A 21930-nucleotide genomic window follows, 5' to 3' on the forward strand; every position below is an offset into this window, starting at 1 on the left:
AACATGAGATCCGTCAATAAATACACCTTTTTATTATTCTTCATTTTCGTAGCTTCAATAGCCTGTTCTTCCAATGAAGAAATTGAGGTAACAGCTCCGGACATAATTCCTTCAAACCTAATAATCGCGATTGACATTGTAGGACAACATACGGGGCAACCCAATGGCAATGGCTCAGGTCAAATTAAAGTTATAGCAACTGCAACAAATGCAAGCGCTTATAAAATTCAATTTGAAAATAATACAAGTATTGAAAACACAACAGGAATTGCTGAACATGAATACACAACTGAAGGCAGCAACAGTTATATCGTAACCGTTTTTGCATACTCTGAAACTGGAAATGCAATTAGTCAATTCAGAAAAATTACTGTTTTAAAAGAAGGTGAAGCAGGGCCAGAAGAAACAGGTTTAGTTTGGTCCGATGAATTTGACACTGATGGAGCTGTAGATGCTACAAAATGGTTTCACCAAACAAAAATTCCCGCAGGAGGAAGCTGGTATAACGGAGAAATACAGCATTATACAAATCGTATAGAGAACACAAATGTTACCAATGGCATCTTAAACATCGTAGCAAAAAAAGAAACATTTACCGATCAAGGACATACCAAACAATATACATCAGCAAGATTAAACTCTAAATTCGCATTCAAATACGGAAAAGTCAAAATTCGAGCAAAATTACCAACAGGTAACGGTACTTGGCCAGCAATATGGACTTTAGGAAAGAACATTACAGAATCTGGAGGATATTGGGCAAACGACTTTGGGACTACAGGTTGGCCTGCCTGCGGAGAAATAGACATCATGGAGCACTGGGGAAGTAATCAAAATTTTGTACAAAGTGCCATGCATACGCCTTCTAGCTCTGGAGCAACAATTAATCATGGAGGACAAACAATTGCTACAGCCTCAAGTGAATTTCATATTTATGAATTAGACTGGAACTCGGAAAGAATGATTTTTAGTGTTGATGGCAACGTTCATTATACCTACAACCCAGAACTAAAAAACGCAAATACATGGCCCTATGATGCAGAACAATATTTATTATTAAATATAGCTATTCAACCTAGTATAACAGCATCTTTTACAGAAGATGCCATGGAAATTGACTATGTTAGAGTATATAAACAATAGACCTTATGAAATTAAAAAATATCATGAAATTTTGTTTAGTTAGTAGTTTAGTACTGGTCGTAGGGTGTAAAAACCCTTCGATTACTACTAAAACAAACGCTGATTTAGACAAGAAAGTAGACTCTTTATTGGCCTTAATGACTTTAGACGAAAAAATAGGTCAAATGAACCAATACAATGGTTTTTGGGATGCCACAGGACCTTCTCCAAAACAAGGAAATGCCTCCAAAAAATACGAGCACCTTGAATCGGGATTGGTAGGATCTATGTTAAATGTAAGAGGTGTAGAAAACGTAAAAGCAGTTCAGAAAATTGCTGTTGAAAAAACAAGACTCGGAATTCCATTACTTATTGGTTTTGATGTAATCCATGGGTACCAAACTTTAAGTCCAATTCCTTTAGCAGAAGCAGCAAGCTGGGATTTAGCTGCCATTAAAAAATCATCTGAAATAGCAGCCGAGGAAGCAGCAGCAGCCGGTATCAACTGGACTTTTGCTCCTATGGTTGATATTTCTAGAGATGCTCGATGGGGACGCGTTATGGAGGGGGCTGGTGAAGATCCTTATTTAGGAAGTTTAATTGCTGAAGCCCGTGTTAAAGGTTTTCAGGGTGAAGATTTAAGTGCTGTCAACACAATTATTGCCTGCGCAAAACATTTTGCGGGTTATGGATTTGCAGAATCGGGTAGAGAATACAATACGGTAGACATCGGAACTTCTACTTTATACAATACCGTCTTCCCTCCTTTTATTGCTGCTACTAAAGCAGGAGTAAGAACTTTTATGAATTCTTTTAATGAATTGAACGGCATACCAGCAACTGGTAATAAGTTTTTACAAAGAGACATCCTAAAAAACAAATGGGGCTTTGAAGGTTTTGTTATTTCTGACTGGGAATCGATAATTGAAATGACAGACCATGGATATGCAGAAAACGACAAACATGCTGCCGAAATAGCGATCAATGCGGGGTCTGATATGGATATGGAATCTTATGTATATGTAAATTATTTGGCCGAATTAGTCAAAGAAGGTAAAGTTGACGAAAAACTAATTGACGATGCAGCAGGGAGAATTCTAAAGGTAAAATTTGAATTGGGCTTGTTTGATGACCCTTATAAATATTGCGACACCGAAAGAGAAAAAACCATTGGAAGCAAAAAAAATAAGGAAGCTGTTTTAGATGTTGCAAAAAAATCTATCGTACTATTAAAAAACGAAAACAATCTTTTACCGCTTAAAAAGAAAGGTGCTAAAATTGCTTTAATTGGCCCATTGGCAGCCGACAAAACGAGTCCGTTAGGAAGTTGGCGTTTGGCAGCTGAAGACAATACGGCTATTTCTGTATTGGAAGGTTTGCAAAAATATACAGACAACAAAGTAACTTATCATAAGGGAGTAACACTTACTGAAGGAAAACCAGAATTTGTGACGGAAACCCAAATCAACACAACGGATAGAACCGGTATAAAAGAAGCCGTAAGTATTGCCAAAAAGAATGATGTTGTAGTTCTTGTTTTAGGGGAACATGGTTTCCAATCTGGAGAAGGTAGAAGTAGAACTTCCTTAAACCTACCTGGATTACAGCAAGAACTATTAGAAGCTGTTTATCAAGTAAATAAAAACATTGTATTGGTTTTAATGAACGGACGCCCCTTAACAATTAATTGGGCTGACAAAAACATTCCTGCCATAGTTGAAGCCTGGCAGCTTGGAACACAAAGTGGACATGCCATAGCTCAAGTTTTATATGGAGATTACAACCCTAGTGGGAAATTACCAATGACTTTTCCGAAAAGCGTAGGGCAAATTCCAATTTACTACAATTACAAAAACACAGGAAGACCCACAATACCCGCTCCAAATCAAGTTTTTTGGTCGCATTATATTGACGAAAGCAATGAGCCTTTGTATGAATTTGGATATGGATTGAGCTATACTACTTTCAAATACGAAAATTTAAAACTAAGTTCTCATAAATTCAATAAGGACACTGAATTTACGGCAAGCATTAGCTTAACCAATACAGGTAAAGTGGCCGGTAAAGAAGTTGTTCAATTTTATATCCAAGACTTATTTGCCAGTATTACAAGGCCTGTAAAAGAGTTAAAAGGATTTGAAATGGTAGCGCTAGAACCTGGTGAATCAAAAGAAATTTCATTTACAATTGATAAAAAAATAATTGAATTTTATACTGTGAACAACAAATGGGAATCAGAACCCGGTGACTTTAAAATCTTTATTGGAGGTAGCTCAAAAACGGTTTTAGAAGACACATTTAGTTATAGTAATTAGTTACAAAATACTTTTAATAAATAGCCGCTAAGCTTTTCACAGTTTAGCGGCTATTTGTATTTTAGTACAACTAGAAATTTATCGTTTTCGAAGGATATATTTCTGAATTTTAATTACTTTATTCAACAGCTAAATTCACTAAATTGGATTTTATAGTTCCAACACGAACCTCAACACTTGCGTTTTCTTTTTTACTTGTTGATTGCAGTAAAATAATGGCCTTTCCTTTGTGAGTTACAATTTTATTTGATTGGTGATTTTGTACGTTCTTTTCCCAACCATTATCAATACCAATATTTTTTACAGCACCCGTCATATAAAATTCTATTTCCACATCTGCATCGGTGATTAAGTTATTGGCTTCATCTACCAACTTGGCAGTTAGCACGGCTACATCATAGCCATCAGCATTTAACGCAACCTTATTTGATTCTAAAATAATTTTAGAGAATTTACCGGGCGTGTTTAAAACAAATTCATCTGCTTTTTGCCCATGATTATATCCTATCACTTTTAATTCCCCTTTTGCAAAAGGAACCATCCATTTGATAATATTATCATCTTCACTATAAGCTGAACGTTTTTGTTTTCCTAGTGATTTTCCATTCAAAAACAATTCTGCCTCTTCGCAGTTTGTATAAGTTTGCACAACAATTTGTTCCTTTTCCTTATAGCTCCACTTTTCGTACACTTTGTACCACTCCCATTTTCTTAGCATTTTCCATACTGGAGGTGCCGTATACTGTATATCAAATTTCCATCCTTCTTTTTTATCAAAAGAAAACTCAGATTCTGAAGCCGGCGTAGTTACTGCATATACTTTAGGATCATTTTTCCACAAGCATTCAAAAAAGTGCCCTCTCGGATTTTTAAATCCTGCATAATCAAACAACGAAATATTCAAACCTTTACGTGGCCAAGGACCAGCTTCACCCATATACGCAAATCCTGTCCAAAGAAAAATACCCGATACAAAATCTCTATCTACAACATTCTTCCACTCAGAATAAGCACACCAATTTTCTGAACCAATTATTTTTAAGTTCGGATATCTTTTATGTGCCGCATCATAATCAGCCGCTCTATAATTAAACCCAAATACATCCACTGCTTGTCCGTAGCCACTTACCATTCCTATAGAAGGCTGCACACTACCACATGTAACGGGTCTACTTGTATCTATTTCTTTTACCCATGCCACTAATTTTTTTGCAGTAGCTGCTAAAGGATCTACTCCCTTGGTTATTTTATCAAATGCTTTTTTGATTTTTATAGAATCATAACTTGGCGTTCGATGATATCCATCGGCTTTATTTTTTCCATTCACAGCCGCATATGTTTTCGAATAATCGCCAAAGGTCCATTCAATCTCATTTCCGATACTCCACATAACTACCGAAGGATGATTAAAATCGCGTTTTATTAAATCTTTCAAATCTCTTTCTGCCCATACTTTAAAGTGTTCTGGATAGGCTTTTGCCGCTTCTTTAGGAGCTGCATTGTCACCTAAATACACCAAACTTTTTCCTTTCGGCACATGCCATTCGTCAAAAGCTTCATCCATCACCAGCATTCCTTTTTCATCACAAACTTCTAACAATTCAATAGAATGCGGATTGTGTGAAAGACGTATTGCATTGACACCAATAGATTTTAATTGATTGATTCTGTACTCCCAAATTGCTTTTGGAACAGCAGCACCAACAGCACCTGCATCATGATGTAAGTTGACACCTTTTATTTTTACGCGATTCCCATTCAATGAAAAACCTGTATTTGAATCAAAATTAATGGTTCGTACTCCAAATTTTTCAGATGTATTGTCTAAAAGTTTTCCGTTCTGTTTTATTGCTACTTGAAGTGTATACAAATGTGGCTTTTCCAAAGACCAAAATATAGGATTGGCCAATTCCATCTGTACATTATTATCTGTTGCTTGGGTTTTTACTTCCTTGCTTGCCACAGATTCATTTTGCTGATTAAAAACTTCGTATACGATAGAAATTTCATTTTTAGCATTGCTTGGAAAATTTACTTGCGTTGCTATATGTATTTCAGCCAAGCCTGTTTTTACAACAGGAGTAGTTATTTGCACTCCCCATTGTTTGATATGTAAAGGAGCTTTTTTAATGAGTTGTACCTTTCTATAAATTCCAGAACCGGTATACCATCTTGAATCTACATAAGCTGTATGATCTACTTTAACGGCAATGGTATTTTCCTCTTTTCCATAATGCAAGTAGGGAGATAAATCATAAGAAAAGGAACTGTAACCATTTGGTCGAGTTCCTAATAAATGTCCATTAACCCAAACGGTAGAATTGTTATAGACTCCGTCAAAAGCTATAGAAATATGCTTTCCTTTGTCCGATTCATCTAAATTAAAATCTTTTCTGTACCAACCCATTCCACCAGGAACAAACCCCGTACTGGCCGCTGTATTTTCTTTTTGATAACCTTCCTCAATACTCCAATCGTGTGGCACTTTTACAAGCTTCCAATTGTCATCATTGAAGCTTAACTGTTCTGCATTTGAGAAATCTCCTAAATTAAACTTCCAATTGGCATTAAAATCTTCTACTGTCCGTCCTGTTTTTTCTGGTTCAGAGCAAGAATACAAACTCAGAATTAAGCATATTAATAAGGCTATTTTTTTCATATTTTGAAAACGAATTTTGGTTGATATACATTTAGTTTTACGGAGTACCGTGCAACAAGTATACTTAAACAAAAAGGTGAAACCATAGAAAAAATCAAGATTACTGTTTTGGCAACGGTGGTGTTAACCGTTAAAACACTGCGCAAAACCCCTTATAAAACCTAGGTTTATAAAGATTCAACTCAAAGTAGAGCAATTTTGACTATTTTTGTAACAATGGCTAAAAAACCGACACAGACCGAAATAAATGAGGCATTGCAAAAAATTTGTAAACATGCCTTATTTGTAAATTCTCCTCAAAATACACGGTTGTTAAGCTATCTTGTAGAACAAGCAATAAAAGGGAATAAAATTAAAGAACATGTGATTGGTCTTGATGTATTTCCCGACTCTTACTCCCTTGAAAAAAACGATGGTTCTGTTAGAGTGTACATGTATAAGCTTCGTAAAAAACTTGAAAAATACTACGCCTTAGAATCAAAACACACGACCCTTGTTTTTGAAATAAAAAAAGGGCAATACAACCTTAGTTTTTCAGACATTAAAAATTATGATGCCTCAAAAAAAGCTTCGAAAAAAAGTATCGAAATCCCTTTAAAACAGCTCTACTTTTGGGCAATTATTTTATTTCTGCTTGCTAGCTTTGCTTTTTTTTACACTCATTTATTCCCGAAAAACAATTATTGTTGGAATGCTTTTTTCTCTGGAAAAGAAAAAAATCTATGCCTCGTTGCTGATCATTTTGTGACGATGAACAAAGACCAAAATAATTTTAGTATCTCAAATGAAATAAACAATCAGAATGAATTTATAGTCTATGCAAACAAGCATAATGAAGCACATTTTGAAATAGCCGACTTTACCTTGTTTACCAAAATGGCTCCATTTACAATCCAAACATTGACCGCTTGGTTTTATGATAACCGAAGTGATTTTCTTTTAAAAACGGACAGTGATTTTAAATACGAAGAAAGCAGAGAGAAAAATATTCTTTATGTAGGACAGTTTAAAACCATGAAAGAAAGCAAATCTATATTTCTGAAAAACAGCAAAAAATTTAAAATAAACAAAGACGGCTTTTCTTATATAGAAAGTGGTGGTATAAAAAATTACACCACCACTTTTAATCAGTCAAATAAAACGGAATACGCTTTGGTTTCTTTTGAAAAAACAAGCAACAACAAAGAAGCTTTATTTTTTGTTTCCAATCATGATATTGGCGTACTGGCAACGGTAAGAAATTTCACCGATAGAAATTGGCTTGAAAACTTCTACAAAAACCTACCTACTAAAACGTCTCATTTTAATGCTTTATTTGAAGTACACGGCATACAACGTACTGATATGAATTGCAAACTGGTACAATTAGAAATTTTAGATTAAATAACACCTTGTGCTAACATCGCATCTGCAACTTTTACAAAACCGGCAATATTTGCCCCTTTTACATAATCCACATAACCATTATCATCCGTACCATATTTGATACAAGCATCGTGAATATCTTCCATAATTTCTTGCAATTTATGATCTACTTCTTTTCTAGACCAATTAAAACGCAAAGAATTCTGTGTCATTTCTAAACCAGACGTTGCCACTCCACCTGCATTGGAAGCTTTCCCAGGAGCAAACAAAATTTTAGCTTTATGAAATTCGTAAATGGCTTCTGGAGTAGAAGGCATATTTGCCCCTTCACTTACACAAACACATCCATTGGAAAGTAACTTTTTAGCATCCTCACCATTTAATTCATTTTGCGTGGCACATGGAAGTGCAATATCACATTTAATGCTCCAAGGGTTTTCACCTTTGAAAAACTGAGCTTTAGGATATTTATTTAAATATTCAGAAATACGCGCTCTTTTCACATTTTTCAATTCCATTACATGCGCTAATTTTTCTGCATCTATCCCTTCTGCATCGTAAACAGTTCCTGAAGAATCAGAAAGACTTACTACTTTAGCCCCTAATTGTACCGCTTTTTCTGCCGCAAACTGTGCTACATTTCCTGAACCTGATACCGTTACTATTTTTCCTTCAAAAGAATCATTGATTCCTTTCAACATATTTTGAGCAAAATAGACATTTCCATAACCTGTCGCCTCTGGTCTAATTAAAGAACCACCCCAGCTTATTCCTTTTCCTGTTAGTACCCCAGTAAATTCATTTCGAAGTTTTTTATACATCCCAAATAAAAACCCAATTTCTCTAGCACCAACACCAATATCTCCTGCTGGAATATCTGTATTCGGACCAATATGACGGAACAATTCACTCATAAAAGCATGACAAAAACGCATAATTTCATCGTCTGATTTTCCTTTCGGATCGAAATCAGAGCCCCCTTTACCACCACCCATAGGAAGCGTAGTTAATGAGTTTTTAAAAACCTGCTCAAAAGCCAAAAACTTTAGGATGCTCAAATTCACAGAACTATGAAAACGCAAGCCTCCTTTATAGGGTCCAATAGCAGAATTCATTTGAATACGGTAGCCTCTATTTACGTGTATAATTCCTTTATCATCAACCCATGAAACACGAAACATAATCACTCGTTCTGGCTCAACCATTCTCATTAAAATATGCTGTCCCCTATAAATGCTTTGACTTTTAATATAAGGAATTACCGTATCTGCTACTTCTTGTACCGCTTGTAAAAATTCAGGTTCATGAGGATTTCTGCTCTTTACCTGATTCATAAAATCTTGGATAATTTTTTTCATATCGTAAATGGATTAAACTATTTTTAACTTGTTATTACGAATGTAATAAAAGTCCTTCTCAAAAATTAGAAACTCCATAACTTTGTCGTATAAAATATTTCTCTATACATTTTTTAACATTATTTTTTATTTCATGTAATTTTACAAAATGGAAAAAAAACAAATGGCACTTACTTGGACTATACTAATTGGCTTAAGTGTACTTTTATATTATCCACAAATTAAAACACCTGTACAAGGGCGTCATGCTTGGGCAATGGCAGATCATTTTGCCATCTCTTTAAATTTTTTGGAGAACAGTTTTGATTTTTTTCACCCCGAAACCTATTGTTTAAATCCTCAATTTGCTGCGACAAATGCTCCTCAAATAAAAAATGACGCTTGGTATTCTTCCCCAAAAACCCCACAGGGAATTACTTCAATAGATCCGCCGATGCATCACTATGTAGTGGCCTTGCTGATGAAGACATTCCAAACAAAGAATCCCATTGTTTATCGGTTTTACATGCTTTTGCTTAGTCTTATCGGACTCTTTTATCTTTTCAAACTCAGTTATTTAGTAACCCAATCTTTTTGGATTACCACAGCAATGTCCATTTTTGTAATGCTTGCCCCTACCTTTACCTACTATGCTGTTGGTTTTTTACCAAGTAGTGCTGCTTTAGCATTCCTGTTTATTAGCGCTTTTCATATAACGCGTTTTCACTTTGAAAAGCAAAACAAGAATTTATACTATTCGTTAGTCTTTATGACCTTAGCCGCATTGACAAGATTTCCATTTATTATATACCTTATCGGTTTATTAAGCACTTATTTACTTATTGGCCTCTTGGATAAAAAAATCTATTGGAAAAAAATGCTTTTACTAGTAGCTTGTTTGGTTATTGTGCTTTCTTATTTCATGTACAACAAATTTTATCTATCAGCTTATTTTGGCTCCAATTTTTTAAGTCACCCTTTGCCCGTTACAAGTTTGCATGAATTTATCAATGCTATTTGGAAAACCCTGTACCACGAAAGCTGGAGGTACTTTACTTTAATACATTATTTTTGTCTATTCTTCGTTGGATTTCTCTTTCTAAAAAAACGCAAACAGCAGCTTTCTTTTAAACAAAAAAACTTTTTATTTTACTATTTAAGCATTGTAAGTATTGGTGTTTTTTGCTATTCCTTTTTAATGCTCCAGCAATTTGTAGCCCATGATTATTATATACTAGATACTTTTTTTCCGATTCTCCTATTTTGGTTGCTCGCCTTTTTAAAACAGGTTGATCTGAAGCATTTAACCAACGTAAAAAAATACTTGGTTATTTTTACCATTTTAGCCTTTGGACTAAATCGTCTTGTTTTTAAAATGGGTTATGATGCGAGACCCACTACCCCTTTAGAAATAACCAGAACGAACTTTATTGACAGTCATAAAATTTTAGACAGTTTACAAATAGCTAAAAAAGCCAAAATTCTATTGATTGATTCTTACAGTCCAAATTTAGCATTTATAGGATTGCAACGAAAAGGCTTTTGCTTGATGAGGCCTACTAAAAAACGCATCCTAAGAGCCATGACTTGGGAGTTTGATTATATTATTACGCAAAATTTTTCGTACAAAGAAAAGGTTTTAAAAAACTATCCAACATTCGAAAATGAGACTGAAATCTACTTTTCAAATGATAAATTTACTATTCATAGAAAAAAATAGTTCAGGTCTGTTTCTTTTTTTAAATTTGCACCCTAATTTCAATAGACAATGTTAGATAAAGTAAACGAACTGATTGGTGAGGTAAAAGCTTTTAAAGCCACGAAAAAAGAAGAAGTTGAAACTTTTAGAATTAAATACTTAGGAAGTAAAGGAATTTTAAAAGACTTATTCAACGACTTTAAAAATGTTGAAAACAGTTTAAAAAAAGAAGTAGGTCAGGCATTAAATAGTTTGAGAACTGCGGCTACTGAGCGTGTCAATGAATTAAAAGATTCGTTTGAAAACAGTAGTGAGTCACAGAGTTTTTACGGAGACTTGACTAGACCTTCTGAACCGATTAACTTAGGTGCTAGACACCCTATCTCTATTGTTAGAAATCAAATTATTGAAGTTTTTGACCGCATTGGATTTACGGTTTCTGAAGGACCAGAAATTGAAGATGACTGGCATAATTTTACTGCATTAAACTTGCCTGAATACCACCCGGCTCGTGATATGCAAGATACTTTTTTCATTGAAAAAGATCCAGATTTGTTATTGAGAACGCATACTTCCTCAGTACAAACTCGTTATATGGAAAACAACACACCTCCTATTAGAACTTTATCGCCTGGTCGTGTATTTAGAAATGAAGATATTTCAGCTCGTGCACATTGTATTTTTCATCAAGTAGAAGGATTGTACATTGATACAGATGTTTCTTTTGCCGATTTAAAGCAAACCCTTTTGTATTTCACAAAAGAAATGTTCGGAAAATCAAAAATTCGTTTACGTCCTTCTTATTTTCCATTTACAGAGCCAAGTGCCGAAGTAGATATTTATTGGGGATTGGAAACTGAAACAGATTACAAAATTACCAAAGGTACTGGTTGGTTAGAAATAATGGGATGCGGAATGGTAGACCCAAATGTATTGAAAAATGCAAATATTGACCCAACAAAATACAGTGGTTACGCATTTGGAATGGGAATTGAACGTATTGCTATGTTGTTGTATCAAATACCAGATATCCGTATGTTTTATGAAAACGATGTTCGTTTCTTAGAGCAATTCAAATCGGCTTTATAGCACTTTTACAAGCCTGTTATATACCATTTTAAAGTTTAAATAGTATCTTAGTAGAAACAAAAAAAAGACACTTATGAAAACGATGACTTGTAAACAATTGGGCGGAGCCTGTGCAAAAGAATTTCATGCAGAAACCTTTGAAGAAATGGCAGAGCTGAGTAAAAAACACGGAATGGAAATGTTTCAAAAAGGAGATGCATCACATTTAAAAGCGATGGAAGAAATGCAATCTTTAATGAAATCTCCAGAAGCAATGCAGCTATGGTTTGAAGGAAAAAGAAATGAATTCAACGCCATTTAAAAAAATATCATTACTAAAAAAACACTGAAATAAGTTCAGCCTTCATGAAAAAAGATATCGTAATCCCAGAAGTATCAGATGTTTTTATGGCCATTGTAAAAGAATACAATGAAGATTTTAAATGCGATGATTGGAATGCTTATATCATCAATAACAAAGAAGTAGCTTTAGAAATGTGTTTGATTGTTTCTAAAGGAGATGAGGAAACAACCAAACTAAAAACTTCTGTTTTAAGAAAGAAAATAGAAACCTTACCTGCCAAATCTTTTGCCAAAGTAGAATACATAAATCCTGCAGTTTTAAGGTTGAACAACACCTTTGAAGTCACTTTTTTTGAAGGAAACAAAATGTTTGACAAATCGTACACCTTTAAAAAAGGAACGGTAAAAGAAGGCACCTTGCGTATGTTACCTTTGCTAAAAAAAGAAGGCGTACTCATCAAATAAGTAGCGTGTATCCAGGTTTTCTTAATTTTTAATTTATCTTTAGGCGAAAATTAAAATTAAGCAAAACCATTCCCCATGTCTTTGAAACCTTTTTTTATCGCTTTTATCATGTCTCTATCTCTTAATGCCCAAAACATTCCGATGTATGTAGGAGGTTACACCACGGGAGAAAGTGAAGGAATTTACCAATTTCAATTCGACACAAAAACAGGGAAATTATCTGAGAAAAAATTAATAGCTAAAGCAACAAACCCAAGTTACTTAGTACTCTCTCCTAAAAAGGATTTTTTATATGCTGTTTCGGAAGGAGCTAAAAAAGGAAGTAATTCTGGAGATGTAACTTCGTATAAATTCAACAACGACGGAAGTCTAGAAAAAACAGCTACTATAAGTGCCAACGGAAAATCACCGTGTCATTTAGGTATCAACAAAAAAGGAAACAAATTGGTTGTCTCTAACTATGGAGGAGGTAATTTTAGCATATTTCCTATTGCTGATGGAATTTTAAAAGAAGCTGTTCAAATAGTCAATTTGAATGGAGCAGATAAAAAAGCACACACCCATTCTGCACAGTTTCACAAAAATGAATTATTTGTCGCTGACCTAGGTGTAAATACGCTAGAGCACTACAGCTTTAACAAAAAAAGATACATCTCTCAAAAGAGCATCCCAATTACTCAAAAAGCAGGTCCTAGACATTTTGTAGTGACTAAAAAAAGAGACTTTATTTATATTATTAATGAATATGGTGGTACCATAACTACCTTAAAAAAACAAGGAGATTCCTATGCTAGAACGGGTAAAGATGTAGCAACTGTGAAAGAAGGCTATAAAGGAAAAATTTCTTGTGCAGATATTCATTTATCGAACGATGAAAAATTTATTTATGGAACAACACGTGGTGAAAATACCATTGCCGTATTTAAAAGAAATAAAAAAGATGGAAGCATCGAACAAATTCAAAATATTTCTACCGAAGGAAACTGGCCTAGAAATTTCACTTTAGCTCCTGATGGAAATTTCTTACTTGTGGCCAACAAATTAAGTAGTAATATTACTGTGTTTTCAGTTGATAAGAAAACAGGTAAATTAACTTATTTACATGAAACTGCAAGCCCAAACCCTTCTTGTTTAAAATTCTAACTACAAGTTCCATCAATTTTTTAACTATTGAATTCGAAACTTATAAAAGCTTAATCCAATAGCTCTGTCAATAATTTAAACTGTCTTTTCGGACTTCTTTTTAAATACACAATATTGTAAACAGTATCAATAATTGGCGTACAGGCTTCGTTCTTTTGATTTATTTCATAAGCACTTTTAACGGCATAATACCCTTCAGCAACCATGTTCATTTCCATCATGGCAGACTTAACAGTATAGCCCTTCCCTAGCATGTTACCAAACATTCTATTTCTACTAAACGTTGAATAACCCGTCACCAATAAATCACCCAAATAGGCCGAGTTATTGATATTTCGTTTCATCTTATGAATTTTTTTGATGTAGCGTTTCATCTCACGGATAGAATTCGACATCAGTACGGCTTGAAAATTATCGCCATAACCTAAACCATGTGCAATACCTGCCGCAATAGCGTAAATATTTTTCAACATGGCTGCATATTCGGTTCCAATAATATCATCTGAAATTTTACATTTGATATAATCGCTTGATAGAACCTCACTTAAAAACTGTCCTTTCTCTTCATCTTTACAAGCAATTGTTAAATAAGAAAGACGTTCCATAGCCACTTCTTCTGCATGACAAGGTCCTGTGATGACACCAATATTTTCATAAGGAACATCTTGTTCTTTATTTAAATGCTCTCCAACAATCAACCCCGTTTCAGGCACAATTCCTTTAATCGCAGAAAAAATAGTCTTCTCTTTTAAACTAGATTTTATTTTTGCCAATTCCGAGCTTAAAAAAGCAGAAGGAATTGCCAATATAATAACATCGGCATAGTCTACCATTTTATTGATATCACTACATAAATATAATTTATCTACGTTAAATTCCGCAGAAGAAAGATAATTCTGATTGTGTTTGTTTTCTTTGATATATTCTATAGAAGCTTCATTTCTCATATACCAGCCCACAGTTTTAAGATTCTCGCACAGCATTTTTACAATGGCTGTAGCCCAACTTCCTCCTCCAAAAACGGCAACTTTTAATGATTCATTCATATTCCTTGGTTGATTTATTCTAGACCTCAAAAATAACAATTAATAGTGAACTAAAAATTCTTTCCCCACTTATTCTAATAAACACGTAGACTGCAAGCACTTTTACTATCTTTGCAAGGACCTAAAACAATACATTGAGCACTCTTAAACGTTTTTTAAAAGACACCTTAATCTATGGCTTTGCTGCAATTATGCCCAAAGCAATCAACGTTCTTTTGGTAAAGCTTCATACAAGTTCATTAAGTACCAGCGAATACAGTGTAAATACTTCTTTTTATGTTTGGGCTGCCTATTTTAATGTGCTTTTTACCTACGGAATGGAAACCGCTTTCTTTCGTTTCTTCAACAAAGAAAAAGACAAAGGAAATGTTGTTTCTACTTCATTTATTAGTGTTTTAACAACATCCATTATTGCATTATTGGTATTGCTTCTCTATAAAAATGAAATGGCAAGCTTTTTAGGCTTTTCAAACCCCTTGTATTTTAGCATTCTTGTTTGGATTTCCATTTTAGAAACTCTTGTCGTTATTCCTTTTGCCTACCTAAGAGTTACTGGAAAATCGAAAAGCTATACTTTGTTTAAGCTTTTAAATATTTTAATTTATGCCGTATTTAATTTGTTCTTTTTATGGTTGTTGCCAAAGCAAATAAACCTGACGAGCACTGTAAATCATTGGTATAATCCTACTTTTAAAGAAGGCTATATTTTTATTGCCAATTTAATTGCTAGTTCTATCACCTTTTTATGCGTTTTACCTTTAATATTGAAGTTTAAAATTTCATTTAATTTTTCTTTATTAAAAAAAATGCTTTCGTATTCTTGGCCAGTCTTAGTAGCCGGAATTGCCTATACCACCAATGAAAATTTAGACAAATTATTGCTTGAAGAATGGTTGGGTAAAAGTGTAATGGGTGCCTATGCGGGTGCCTATAAAATTGGGGTAATCATGTCTCTATTTATTTTAGCATTTAGACTTGGAGCTGAACCTTTTTTCTTCAACCATGCCAAAGAAAAAAATGCGCCTGTTACCTATGCACTTATTTTAAAATGGTTTACCATAATTGGTGCTTTATTCGTTGTATTTATTGTTGGATTTATGAATCTAATTTCGCAACTATTTTTAGGAAGCAAAGAATATTATACCGCACTTTCTATTGTTCCTATTATTTTAATTGCCAATTTACTTTTAGGTATTTATAATAATTTATCCATTTGGTACAAGCTTACCGACAAAACACGTTACGGAATGTATTTTTCCATTTTCGGAGCTCTTATCACTGTTTCATTGCTATACTTATTAATTCCAAGTGTAGGGTTTATTGGCGCCGCATGGGCTACCCTAGGAGCTTACGGATCTATGCTCGTACTCTCTTATATTTTTGGTCAAAAGCACTATCCAATTCCATACGATTTAAAAAAGATTGGCATCTATTTAGGCCTGTCAATTAGCTTTAGTAGTTTGTCTTATTTAAAATTCCAACAAAACTATTTTGCCAGCGTTCTTTTCCTAATTCTGTTTTTAGGAATTGTATACCTGTTAGAAATAAAAGAATTGAAAAAACTACTTTTAAAAAAGTAAATACGCTTAAAGATAAAACCCTAAATTTGCTATCGATTTCAGTAAAATTTACCATTCCCCTTTTTAAAACCTACGCACTAAACATGGAAATACACATCATCAACAAATCAAAACACGCTTTGCCACATTATGAAACTTTAGCTTCAGCAGGTATGGACTTAAAAGCAAATATTGACCAAGCTGTTGTTTTAAAACCTTTAGAAAGAGCTATTATTAAAACCGGCCTTTTTATTGCCCTACCAGTAGGTACCGAAGCACAAGTTAGACCTAGAAGTGGTTTGGCTGCCAAATTCGGAATTACGGTACTAAATAGCCCAGGAACTATTGATGCAGATTATAGAGGTGAAATAGGTGTTATTTTGGTCAATATTTCTAATGAAGATTTTACAATTAACGACGGTGAGCGCATCGCACAATTAATCATTGCAAAACACGAACGTGCTGAATGGAAACAGGTAAATACGTTGGATGAAACTGCAAGAGGTGAAGGCGGCTTTGGAAGCACAGGAATCTAGAATAATTTAACAAGTTCTATCACTTATTTAAAGTTCGGACTTTACTATTTTTTGTATCTTAACTTCTTATAAAATTACGTTATGAAACTTATGAAAATAGTACTACTCCTTGTTTTGCTACTTGTTATTGTTGTTGGCTACCTACACTACCCAAAACTAAATATGATTTCAGGTTATGCTGCAAAAAACATGGCGACCAATGTGTTTTATGCAAACCGCCCTATTGATTCAATTAACACATATGACAACGGTGTTCCGTTAATTAAATTGGCCAAAACTAAAGTTGATTCAAAGAATAAAATTGTAAACTCGAGTGTATTTGGCATGCTTGAAAGGAAAGCCTTTTATAGGGAGGGGCTTGGAGCTGTATTAATTGATGATGACTATAACACAGAACAAAAATTTATTCAACCTAAACGGAGTAAAATTGACAATAAACTTCCTTTCCCTTATGGAGATATTCTTCCAAAGGACAGCCTATTTTCAACGATAGATTATGACAAATTAAATACAGCTATTTCCAATGCTTTTTTAGAAAATCATCGTCCAAATTTAAAAAACACGAGAGCCTTACTCGTCGTTTACAAAGATCAAATTATTGCTGAAAAATATGCGGAAGGCTTTGACGAAAATTCAAAATTTTTAGGCTGGTCAATGGCAAAAAGCTTGTTAGCTGCTGTTTTTGGAACCTTAGAAAAAGAGAAGAATTTTGACATTCACCAACCTGTTATTGCAACTTTAAAAAATACTGGCTGGGAAAATGACGAACGAGCACAGATAACAACCCATCATTTATTAAAAATGGTTAGTGGTTTAGATTGGGAAGAAGACTACACCAAAATATCAGATGTTACCAAAATGCTGTTTTTAGACAGAGACATGACAAAGTCGCAAGCATTAAAAAAAGCTTCACACAAAGCAGGAACCAATTTTATATATTCTTCTGGAACTACAAATTTATTATCTGGAGTATTAAGAGCACAGTTTAAAACCTACCAAGAATATTTAGATTTTCCCTACACCTCACTTATCGATAAAATTGGAATGAATTCCATGCTATTTGAAACAGACATGGAAGGTAATTATGTAGGCTCTTCATATGCATGGGCAACCGCTAGAGATTGGGCTAAATTTGGATTGCTTTTTTTACATGAAGGCAATTGGAACGGAGAACAAATTTTCAATAAAACTTGGGCACAGTACACAGCTACACCTACAAAAGAATCGGCCAATGAATATGGCGCACAATTTTGGACAAATACAGACGGCTTTTTACCAGATGCTCCTAGGGATATGTATTATGCCGATGGATATCATGGACAAAGAGTGTTTATCATTCCTTCCAAAGAATTGGTTATTGTAAGAACCGGTCTAACTCATAAAGGAAGAACCGACTCCTATGACATAATGAACAAACTAGTAGGAGATGTTGTTAGTGCTATTAAGGACTAATTTTTCAATCTAAAAGTAGAATCACGAACAATTAGTTCTGTTTCTACCTCAATTGTTTTAAAACTAAACGGTTCTTCGTTTTCATTTTCCATTTCCTTAATCAGGTACTTTATGGCTGTTTTTCCAATTTTTGAACCGGGTTGATTTATAGTCGTCAACTTTGGCTCAATAATGGTTGAAATATTCGAATTACTAAAACCCACAACAGCAATCTCATCTGGAATACGCACATTGGCATTCTTCAAAGCTTTGATAACACCAACTGCACAACTATCGGTAATACAAAATATAGCATCTGGACGCACCTTATAACTCAATACAATATTGCACAAACGTCGACCGTGTTCTAAGGAAATGTCTTGTGTACTCAAAACTAAATTTTCGTCAACTTCTAAACCGTTGTTTTTCAAAGCCTCCAAATAACCTTCATAACGCATTTTAGAATTATAAGAACCCTCAGACTCTTTAAATATCGCTATTCTTTTTTTTCCCAAACGGATAAGATGCTCAACCGCATTGTAAGCCGCTCCTTTATCATTAATAATTACTTGAGTACAAGGAATTTTTCTCGAAACTTTATCAAACAATAGAACTGGAACCTTATCGGCAACATTCAATATTTCCTCTATGTCTTTGGTTGTTCTTGCAAGTGAAAGCAAAATACCATCAACTCCAAATTGCAGCATCGTATGCAGCATTTCGGTTTGCCTTTCAAAACTATTTTTTGATTCAGTAACAATTACACGATAACCTTTTTCTTCTGCTTTGCTAATAATTCCTTCAATAATAGTAGACGTATAATAATGTGATATTTTAGGAACAATAACACCCACTATTCGTGTGCGATTGGAGCGAAAACCTTGCGCAAACAAATTGGGAAAATAACGCAACTCCTTTGCTTTAGCTTTTACTTTATTCTTGGTTTCTGCACTAATATCTTTATGGTCTTTTAATGCTCTTGAAACCGTTGAAATAGACAAACTCAATTGATCTGCTATTTCTTTTAAAGTGACATTGTGTTTTTTTTTCATCCTCAAATAGTTAGGCAAATAAATTTATTTAGAACAAAATACAAATTGCAAACGTTTCCGCAAACGTTTGCTGGTGTTTTTTTGTAAATTTCATAAAAAACACTTGTTTTTGTAAATACTTTTACACCATAACCATAATCTAATTATTAAATCGAGAAATCATGAAAAAAATTATTTTCACATTTATTTGTACATTTCTTTACTTCAATAGCAATGCACAAACCGAAATTAGGGGGACTGTAAAAGACGACAGTAACATGCCTATTCCGCAGGCAAATATCTTTATAAATGGAAGCACGTCAGGAACTACAACTGACTTTGATGGAAATTTCAGTTTCACTACAAATTTGGAAGGAACGCAAACCTTGCAAACTTCCTATGTAGGTTATGAAACTAAAAATCAAACCGTAAACTTAAATGGCACGACCATAAAACTAAATATCATTTTAAATGAAGGAGCCAATGCTTTGGATGAAATTGTGTTAACAGGTACTTCTACAAGAAGATCTCAAAAAGAAACACCGCTTTCAATAACATCGTTTGGCGCCAAACAATTAACAAAAATAAGCACAAGCAGTCAGGCCGATATTTTACGAAGTGTTCCCGGTATTACCGCTGAAGGTGGTGGTGGTGAAGTTGCTTCCAATATTTTTGTGAGAGGTTTGCCTTCTGGAGGACAATACCAATTCAACCCTTTACAAATTGATGGGATGCCTGTATTGAGTACTTTCGGATTGAACTCTTCAGCACATGATGTTTATTTCAGAAATGACATTGGAATGAAAAGCTTGGAATTTGTCCGTGGAGGATCTTCCATCTTATATGGCGTTGGTTCTGTTGCCGGAATTATTAACTATACAAGTGCTACCGGTAGTTCTGAGCAAAAAAACATTTTAAAAACTGAATTTGGATCTAACTCAAGATTTAAAACCGACTTCTTAACTAGCGGTCCTTTAGGAGGAAAAGATTCGAATACTTTTTATGCTTTATCAGGATTTTATAGATACGACCAAGGACCTATAAAAACAGGTTTGGATACGGAAGGTTTTCAATTAAGAGGAAACATCAAACAAATTACTAAAAATGGTTCTATAACTGTTTCTGCACAATATATCGATGACAAAGTACAATTCTACTTACCATATGCCTTAGAAGGAGGTACTCGTAACAGACCTACAGGAAATAACGGAAACAAAATCTACACGCTACAAACGGCTGCGGCTTCCGACATTTCTTATGCAACTCCTAACGGAATCTACAACTCTCCTATTGAAGATGGTGTAGTTACCAATGGTGGTTATATTTTAACCAACTTCAAACATAATTTTTCTGACGATCTAAAATTAGACGCCAAAGTACGTTACTCAAAATACAAACATCAATTTAACTTATTTTTAGACGGTAGTGGACTTAGCGGTGCTAAAGTGGTAGAAACACAAGCAGAATATTTAGCAGCAAGAGGCTTAGCTTCTGGAAATTTCACATCCTTAAACGGACAAGCTTTACCTGCTGATGCTTTGCTATTTGAAAACAGAATTCTTGATAGAGATAGACCTTTAACTGAATTGATGGGAGATTTTAAAATCACGAAAACTGCCGGACAACACAATATTACTTTAGGTACTTTTATGTCAAGATCTAAGGCCGGAGATTTTAATGTCATTACCAATTACTTAAGTGAATATAACGACAGACCTGAATTGGTAGATGTTTCTGGATATACTGTAAACGGTGTTACGAACAGAGGAGCTTCTTACACAAACAGAAATATAAATAGTAACAAAATTGCCGTTTTTATTGCTGACGAAATAAAATTAGACCGTTGGAATTTAGATTTTGGTGTTCGTTACGAAAGAGCTTCTGGAGATATTGAATTTGAAGGAAACGATGTTTACACTGTAGACAATACCGGAATTGAAAATTTAGACAATGTAAAATGGGGAAATGGAGCTTGGACAAGAGGTCATGTTTCTGCCGATGATTTTGCTGTTGCCGCTGCTGCTTTGTACAAAGTAAATGACAATTTAAGTACCTATGGAAACTTCTCTAAAGGTTATTTCTTTCCTGAATTAAGAGGAACTAGTTTTAACGCACTTGGCCAACCTGCTTCTTATGACACAGAAACAATTATTCAAGGGGAATTAGGTGTAAAATATGGAAAAGAGAAATTCTCTGGAACGGCTGCCTTGTATTCTGTGAATTTAACAGACAGACGCTCGGTTAGTTTTGTAAATGATGGATCAGGAGGAGTTATTGAAGAAGTAGATACACAAGATACTCGCACCTTTGGTATTGAAACTACATGGAAATACAGATTTACAGATAGTTTTGATTTTTCTGGTTCACTTACTTACCAAGATCATGAAATCACAAAATCTGAAAGTAACCCAGAATTTGAAGGAAACGAATTACGAAGACAACCAAATTTAGTTTCTTCATTGTCTCTTAATTATGACGATAGCGCTTTTGATGGTAGCTTGGTATACAATTACACAGGAGAAAAATTCTCTAACGATTCTAATTCAATTGTATTAGATGCCATTGGCGTAACCAACTTTAACCTAGGATATACTTTTTCTGCAGGTGAAAATGGTGAAACTGTTAGAATTGGGACACAAGTCTACAATGTATTCAATTCAGAAGGAATTACAGAAGGTTCTCCAAGACTAAACAACGGTCAAACAGAAGAAGAATTTTTTGTAGGAAGACCTGTATTACCTACCCGAGTATTCTTAAACGCAACTTTCAACTTCTAAAAAAATAAAAGTTAAGATTGGTTTTAAATCCGCTCATCACTTGCAAAAATCCCCCTTTTGCAGTGGTGAGCTTT

At 34.3% G+C, this 21930-nt stretch carries 16 protein-coding genes; 12 read left to right on the forward strand and 4 right to left on the reverse strand.

Annotation, left to right across the window (positions count from 1 at the left end; translation table 11 throughout):
- The first annotated feature begins 3 nt into the window (after positions 1–3).
- Positions 4–1143, forward strand: a complete 1140-nt coding sequence (locus FGM02_RS18410) for a glycoside hydrolase family 16 protein (protein WP_139957153.1) — start codon at positions 4–6, stop codon at positions 1141–1143.
- Positions 1144–1148: 5 nt separating this feature from the next.
- Complete coding sequence (gene bglX, locus FGM02_RS04695) at positions 1149–3437, forward strand: beta-glucosidase BglX (RefSeq protein WP_139957154.1); 2289 nt, start codon at positions 1149–1151, stop codon at positions 3435–3437.
- A gap of 118 nt (positions 3438–3555) precedes the next feature.
- Here the strand turns inward: bglX and FGM02_RS04700 are convergent, their stop codons facing one another.
- Positions 3556–6096, reverse strand: coding sequence for a sugar-binding domain-containing protein (locus FGM02_RS04700; protein ID WP_139957155.1), 2541 nt, complete (start codon positions 6094–6096; stop codon positions 3556–3558).
- Positions 6097–6312: 216 nt separating this feature from the next.
- On the opposite strand from FGM02_RS04700, the gene FGM02_RS04705 reads away from it, so the two are divergent.
- Positions 6313–7479, forward strand: a complete 1167-nt coding sequence (locus tag FGM02_RS04705) for a helix-turn-helix domain-containing protein (protein ID WP_139957156.1) — start codon at positions 6313–6315, stop codon at positions 7477–7479.
- Here FGM02_RS04705 and gdhA read toward each other — a convergent pair.
- A complete protein-coding gene (gene gdhA, locus FGM02_RS04710; protein ID WP_139957157.1) occupies positions 7476–8819 on the reverse strand; it encodes an NADP-specific glutamate dehydrogenase in 1344 nt (447 codons plus the stop codon). The genes FGM02_RS04705 and gdhA overlap by 4 nt on opposite strands.
- Positions 8820–8967: 148 nt before the next feature.
- Here gdhA and FGM02_RS04715 point away from each other — a divergent pair, with 148 nt between their 5' ends.
- From FGM02_RS04715 to FGM02_RS04735, 5 genes are all read left to right on the forward strand, one after another.
- Positions 8968–10518 carry a glycosyltransferase family 39 protein gene (locus tag FGM02_RS04715; protein ID WP_139957158.1) on the forward strand — a complete coding sequence of 517 codons (1551 nt, stop codon included), beginning with the start codon at positions 8968–8970 and terminating at the stop codon, positions 10516–10518.
- Between the two features lie 48 nt (positions 10519–10566).
- Positions 10567–11586 carry a phenylalanine--tRNA ligase subunit alpha gene (gene pheS / locus FGM02_RS04720; RefSeq protein WP_139957159.1) on the forward strand — a complete coding sequence of 340 codons (1020 nt, stop codon included), beginning with the start codon at positions 10567–10569 and terminating at the stop codon, positions 11584–11586.
- Positions 11587–11659: 73 nt separating this feature from the next.
- On the forward strand, positions 11660–11887 hold the full coding sequence (locus tag FGM02_RS04725) for a DUF1059 domain-containing protein (RefSeq protein ID WP_139957160.1): 228 nt from the start codon (positions 11660–11662) through the stop codon (positions 11885–11887).
- A gap of 44 nt (positions 11888–11931) precedes the next feature.
- The gene (locus FGM02_RS04730; protein ID WP_139957161.1) at positions 11932–12333 is read left to right on the forward strand and encodes a hypothetical protein; all 402 of its coding nucleotides are present in this window, start codon (positions 11932–11934) and stop codon (positions 12331–12333) included.
- Positions 12334–12408: 75 nt separating this feature from the next.
- Positions 12409–13476 (forward strand): lactonase family protein, encoded by a 1068-nt coding sequence (locus FGM02_RS04735; RefSeq protein WP_139957162.1) that lies wholly within the window; start codon positions 12409–12411, stop codon positions 13474–13476.
- A gap of 50 nt (positions 13477–13526) precedes the next feature.
- Here FGM02_RS04735 and FGM02_RS04740 read toward each other — a convergent pair whose 3' ends face one another.
- Positions 13527–14522 carry an NAD(P)H-dependent glycerol-3-phosphate dehydrogenase gene (locus FGM02_RS04740; protein WP_139957163.1) on the reverse strand — a complete coding sequence of 332 codons (996 nt, stop codon included), beginning with the start codon at positions 14520–14522 and terminating at the stop codon, positions 13527–13529.
- Positions 14523–14656: 134 nt separating this feature from the next.
- Between FGM02_RS04740 and FGM02_RS04745 the strand changes: the two genes are divergently transcribed.
- From FGM02_RS04745 to FGM02_RS04755, 3 genes are all read left to right on the forward strand, one after another.
- Positions 14657–16102: an oligosaccharide flippase family protein gene (locus FGM02_RS04745; RefSeq protein WP_139957164.1), complete on the forward strand. Its 1446-nt coding sequence runs from the start codon at positions 14657–14659 to the stop codon at positions 16100–16102.
- Between the two features lie 83 nt (positions 16103–16185).
- Positions 16186–16617 (forward strand): dUTP diphosphatase, encoded by a 432-nt coding sequence (dut, locus tag FGM02_RS04750; RefSeq protein ID WP_139957165.1) that lies wholly within the window; start codon positions 16186–16188, stop codon positions 16615–16617.
- A 90-nt stretch (positions 16618–16707) separates the two neighbouring features.
- Positions 16708–18069 carry a serine hydrolase domain-containing protein gene (locus FGM02_RS04755; protein ID WP_243739353.1) on the forward strand — a complete coding sequence of 454 codons (1362 nt, stop codon included), beginning with the start codon at positions 16708–16710 and terminating at the stop codon, positions 18067–18069.
- On the opposite strand, the gene FGM02_RS04760 is transcribed toward FGM02_RS04755, so the two are convergent.
- Positions 18066–19100, reverse strand: coding sequence for a LacI family DNA-binding transcriptional regulator (locus tag FGM02_RS04760; RefSeq protein ID WP_139957167.1), 1035 nt, complete (start codon positions 19098–19100; stop codon positions 18066–18068). The two genes, FGM02_RS04755 and FGM02_RS04760, sit on opposite strands and share 4 nt — an antisense overlap.
- A gap of 161 nt (positions 19101–19261) precedes the next feature.
- Here FGM02_RS04760 and FGM02_RS04765 point away from each other — a divergent pair, with 161 nt between their 5' ends.
- The gene (locus FGM02_RS04765) at positions 19262–21856 is read left to right on the forward strand and encodes a TonB-dependent receptor (RefSeq protein WP_139957168.1); all 2595 of its coding nucleotides are present in this window, start codon (positions 19262–19264) and stop codon (positions 21854–21856) included.
- Positions 21857–21930: the final 74 nt, after the last annotated feature.

Source organism: Flavicella sediminum (assembly GCF_006381105.1).
Classification (GTDB): domain Bacteria; phylum Bacteroidota; class Bacteroidia; order Flavobacteriales; family Flavobacteriaceae; genus Flavicella; species Flavicella sediminum.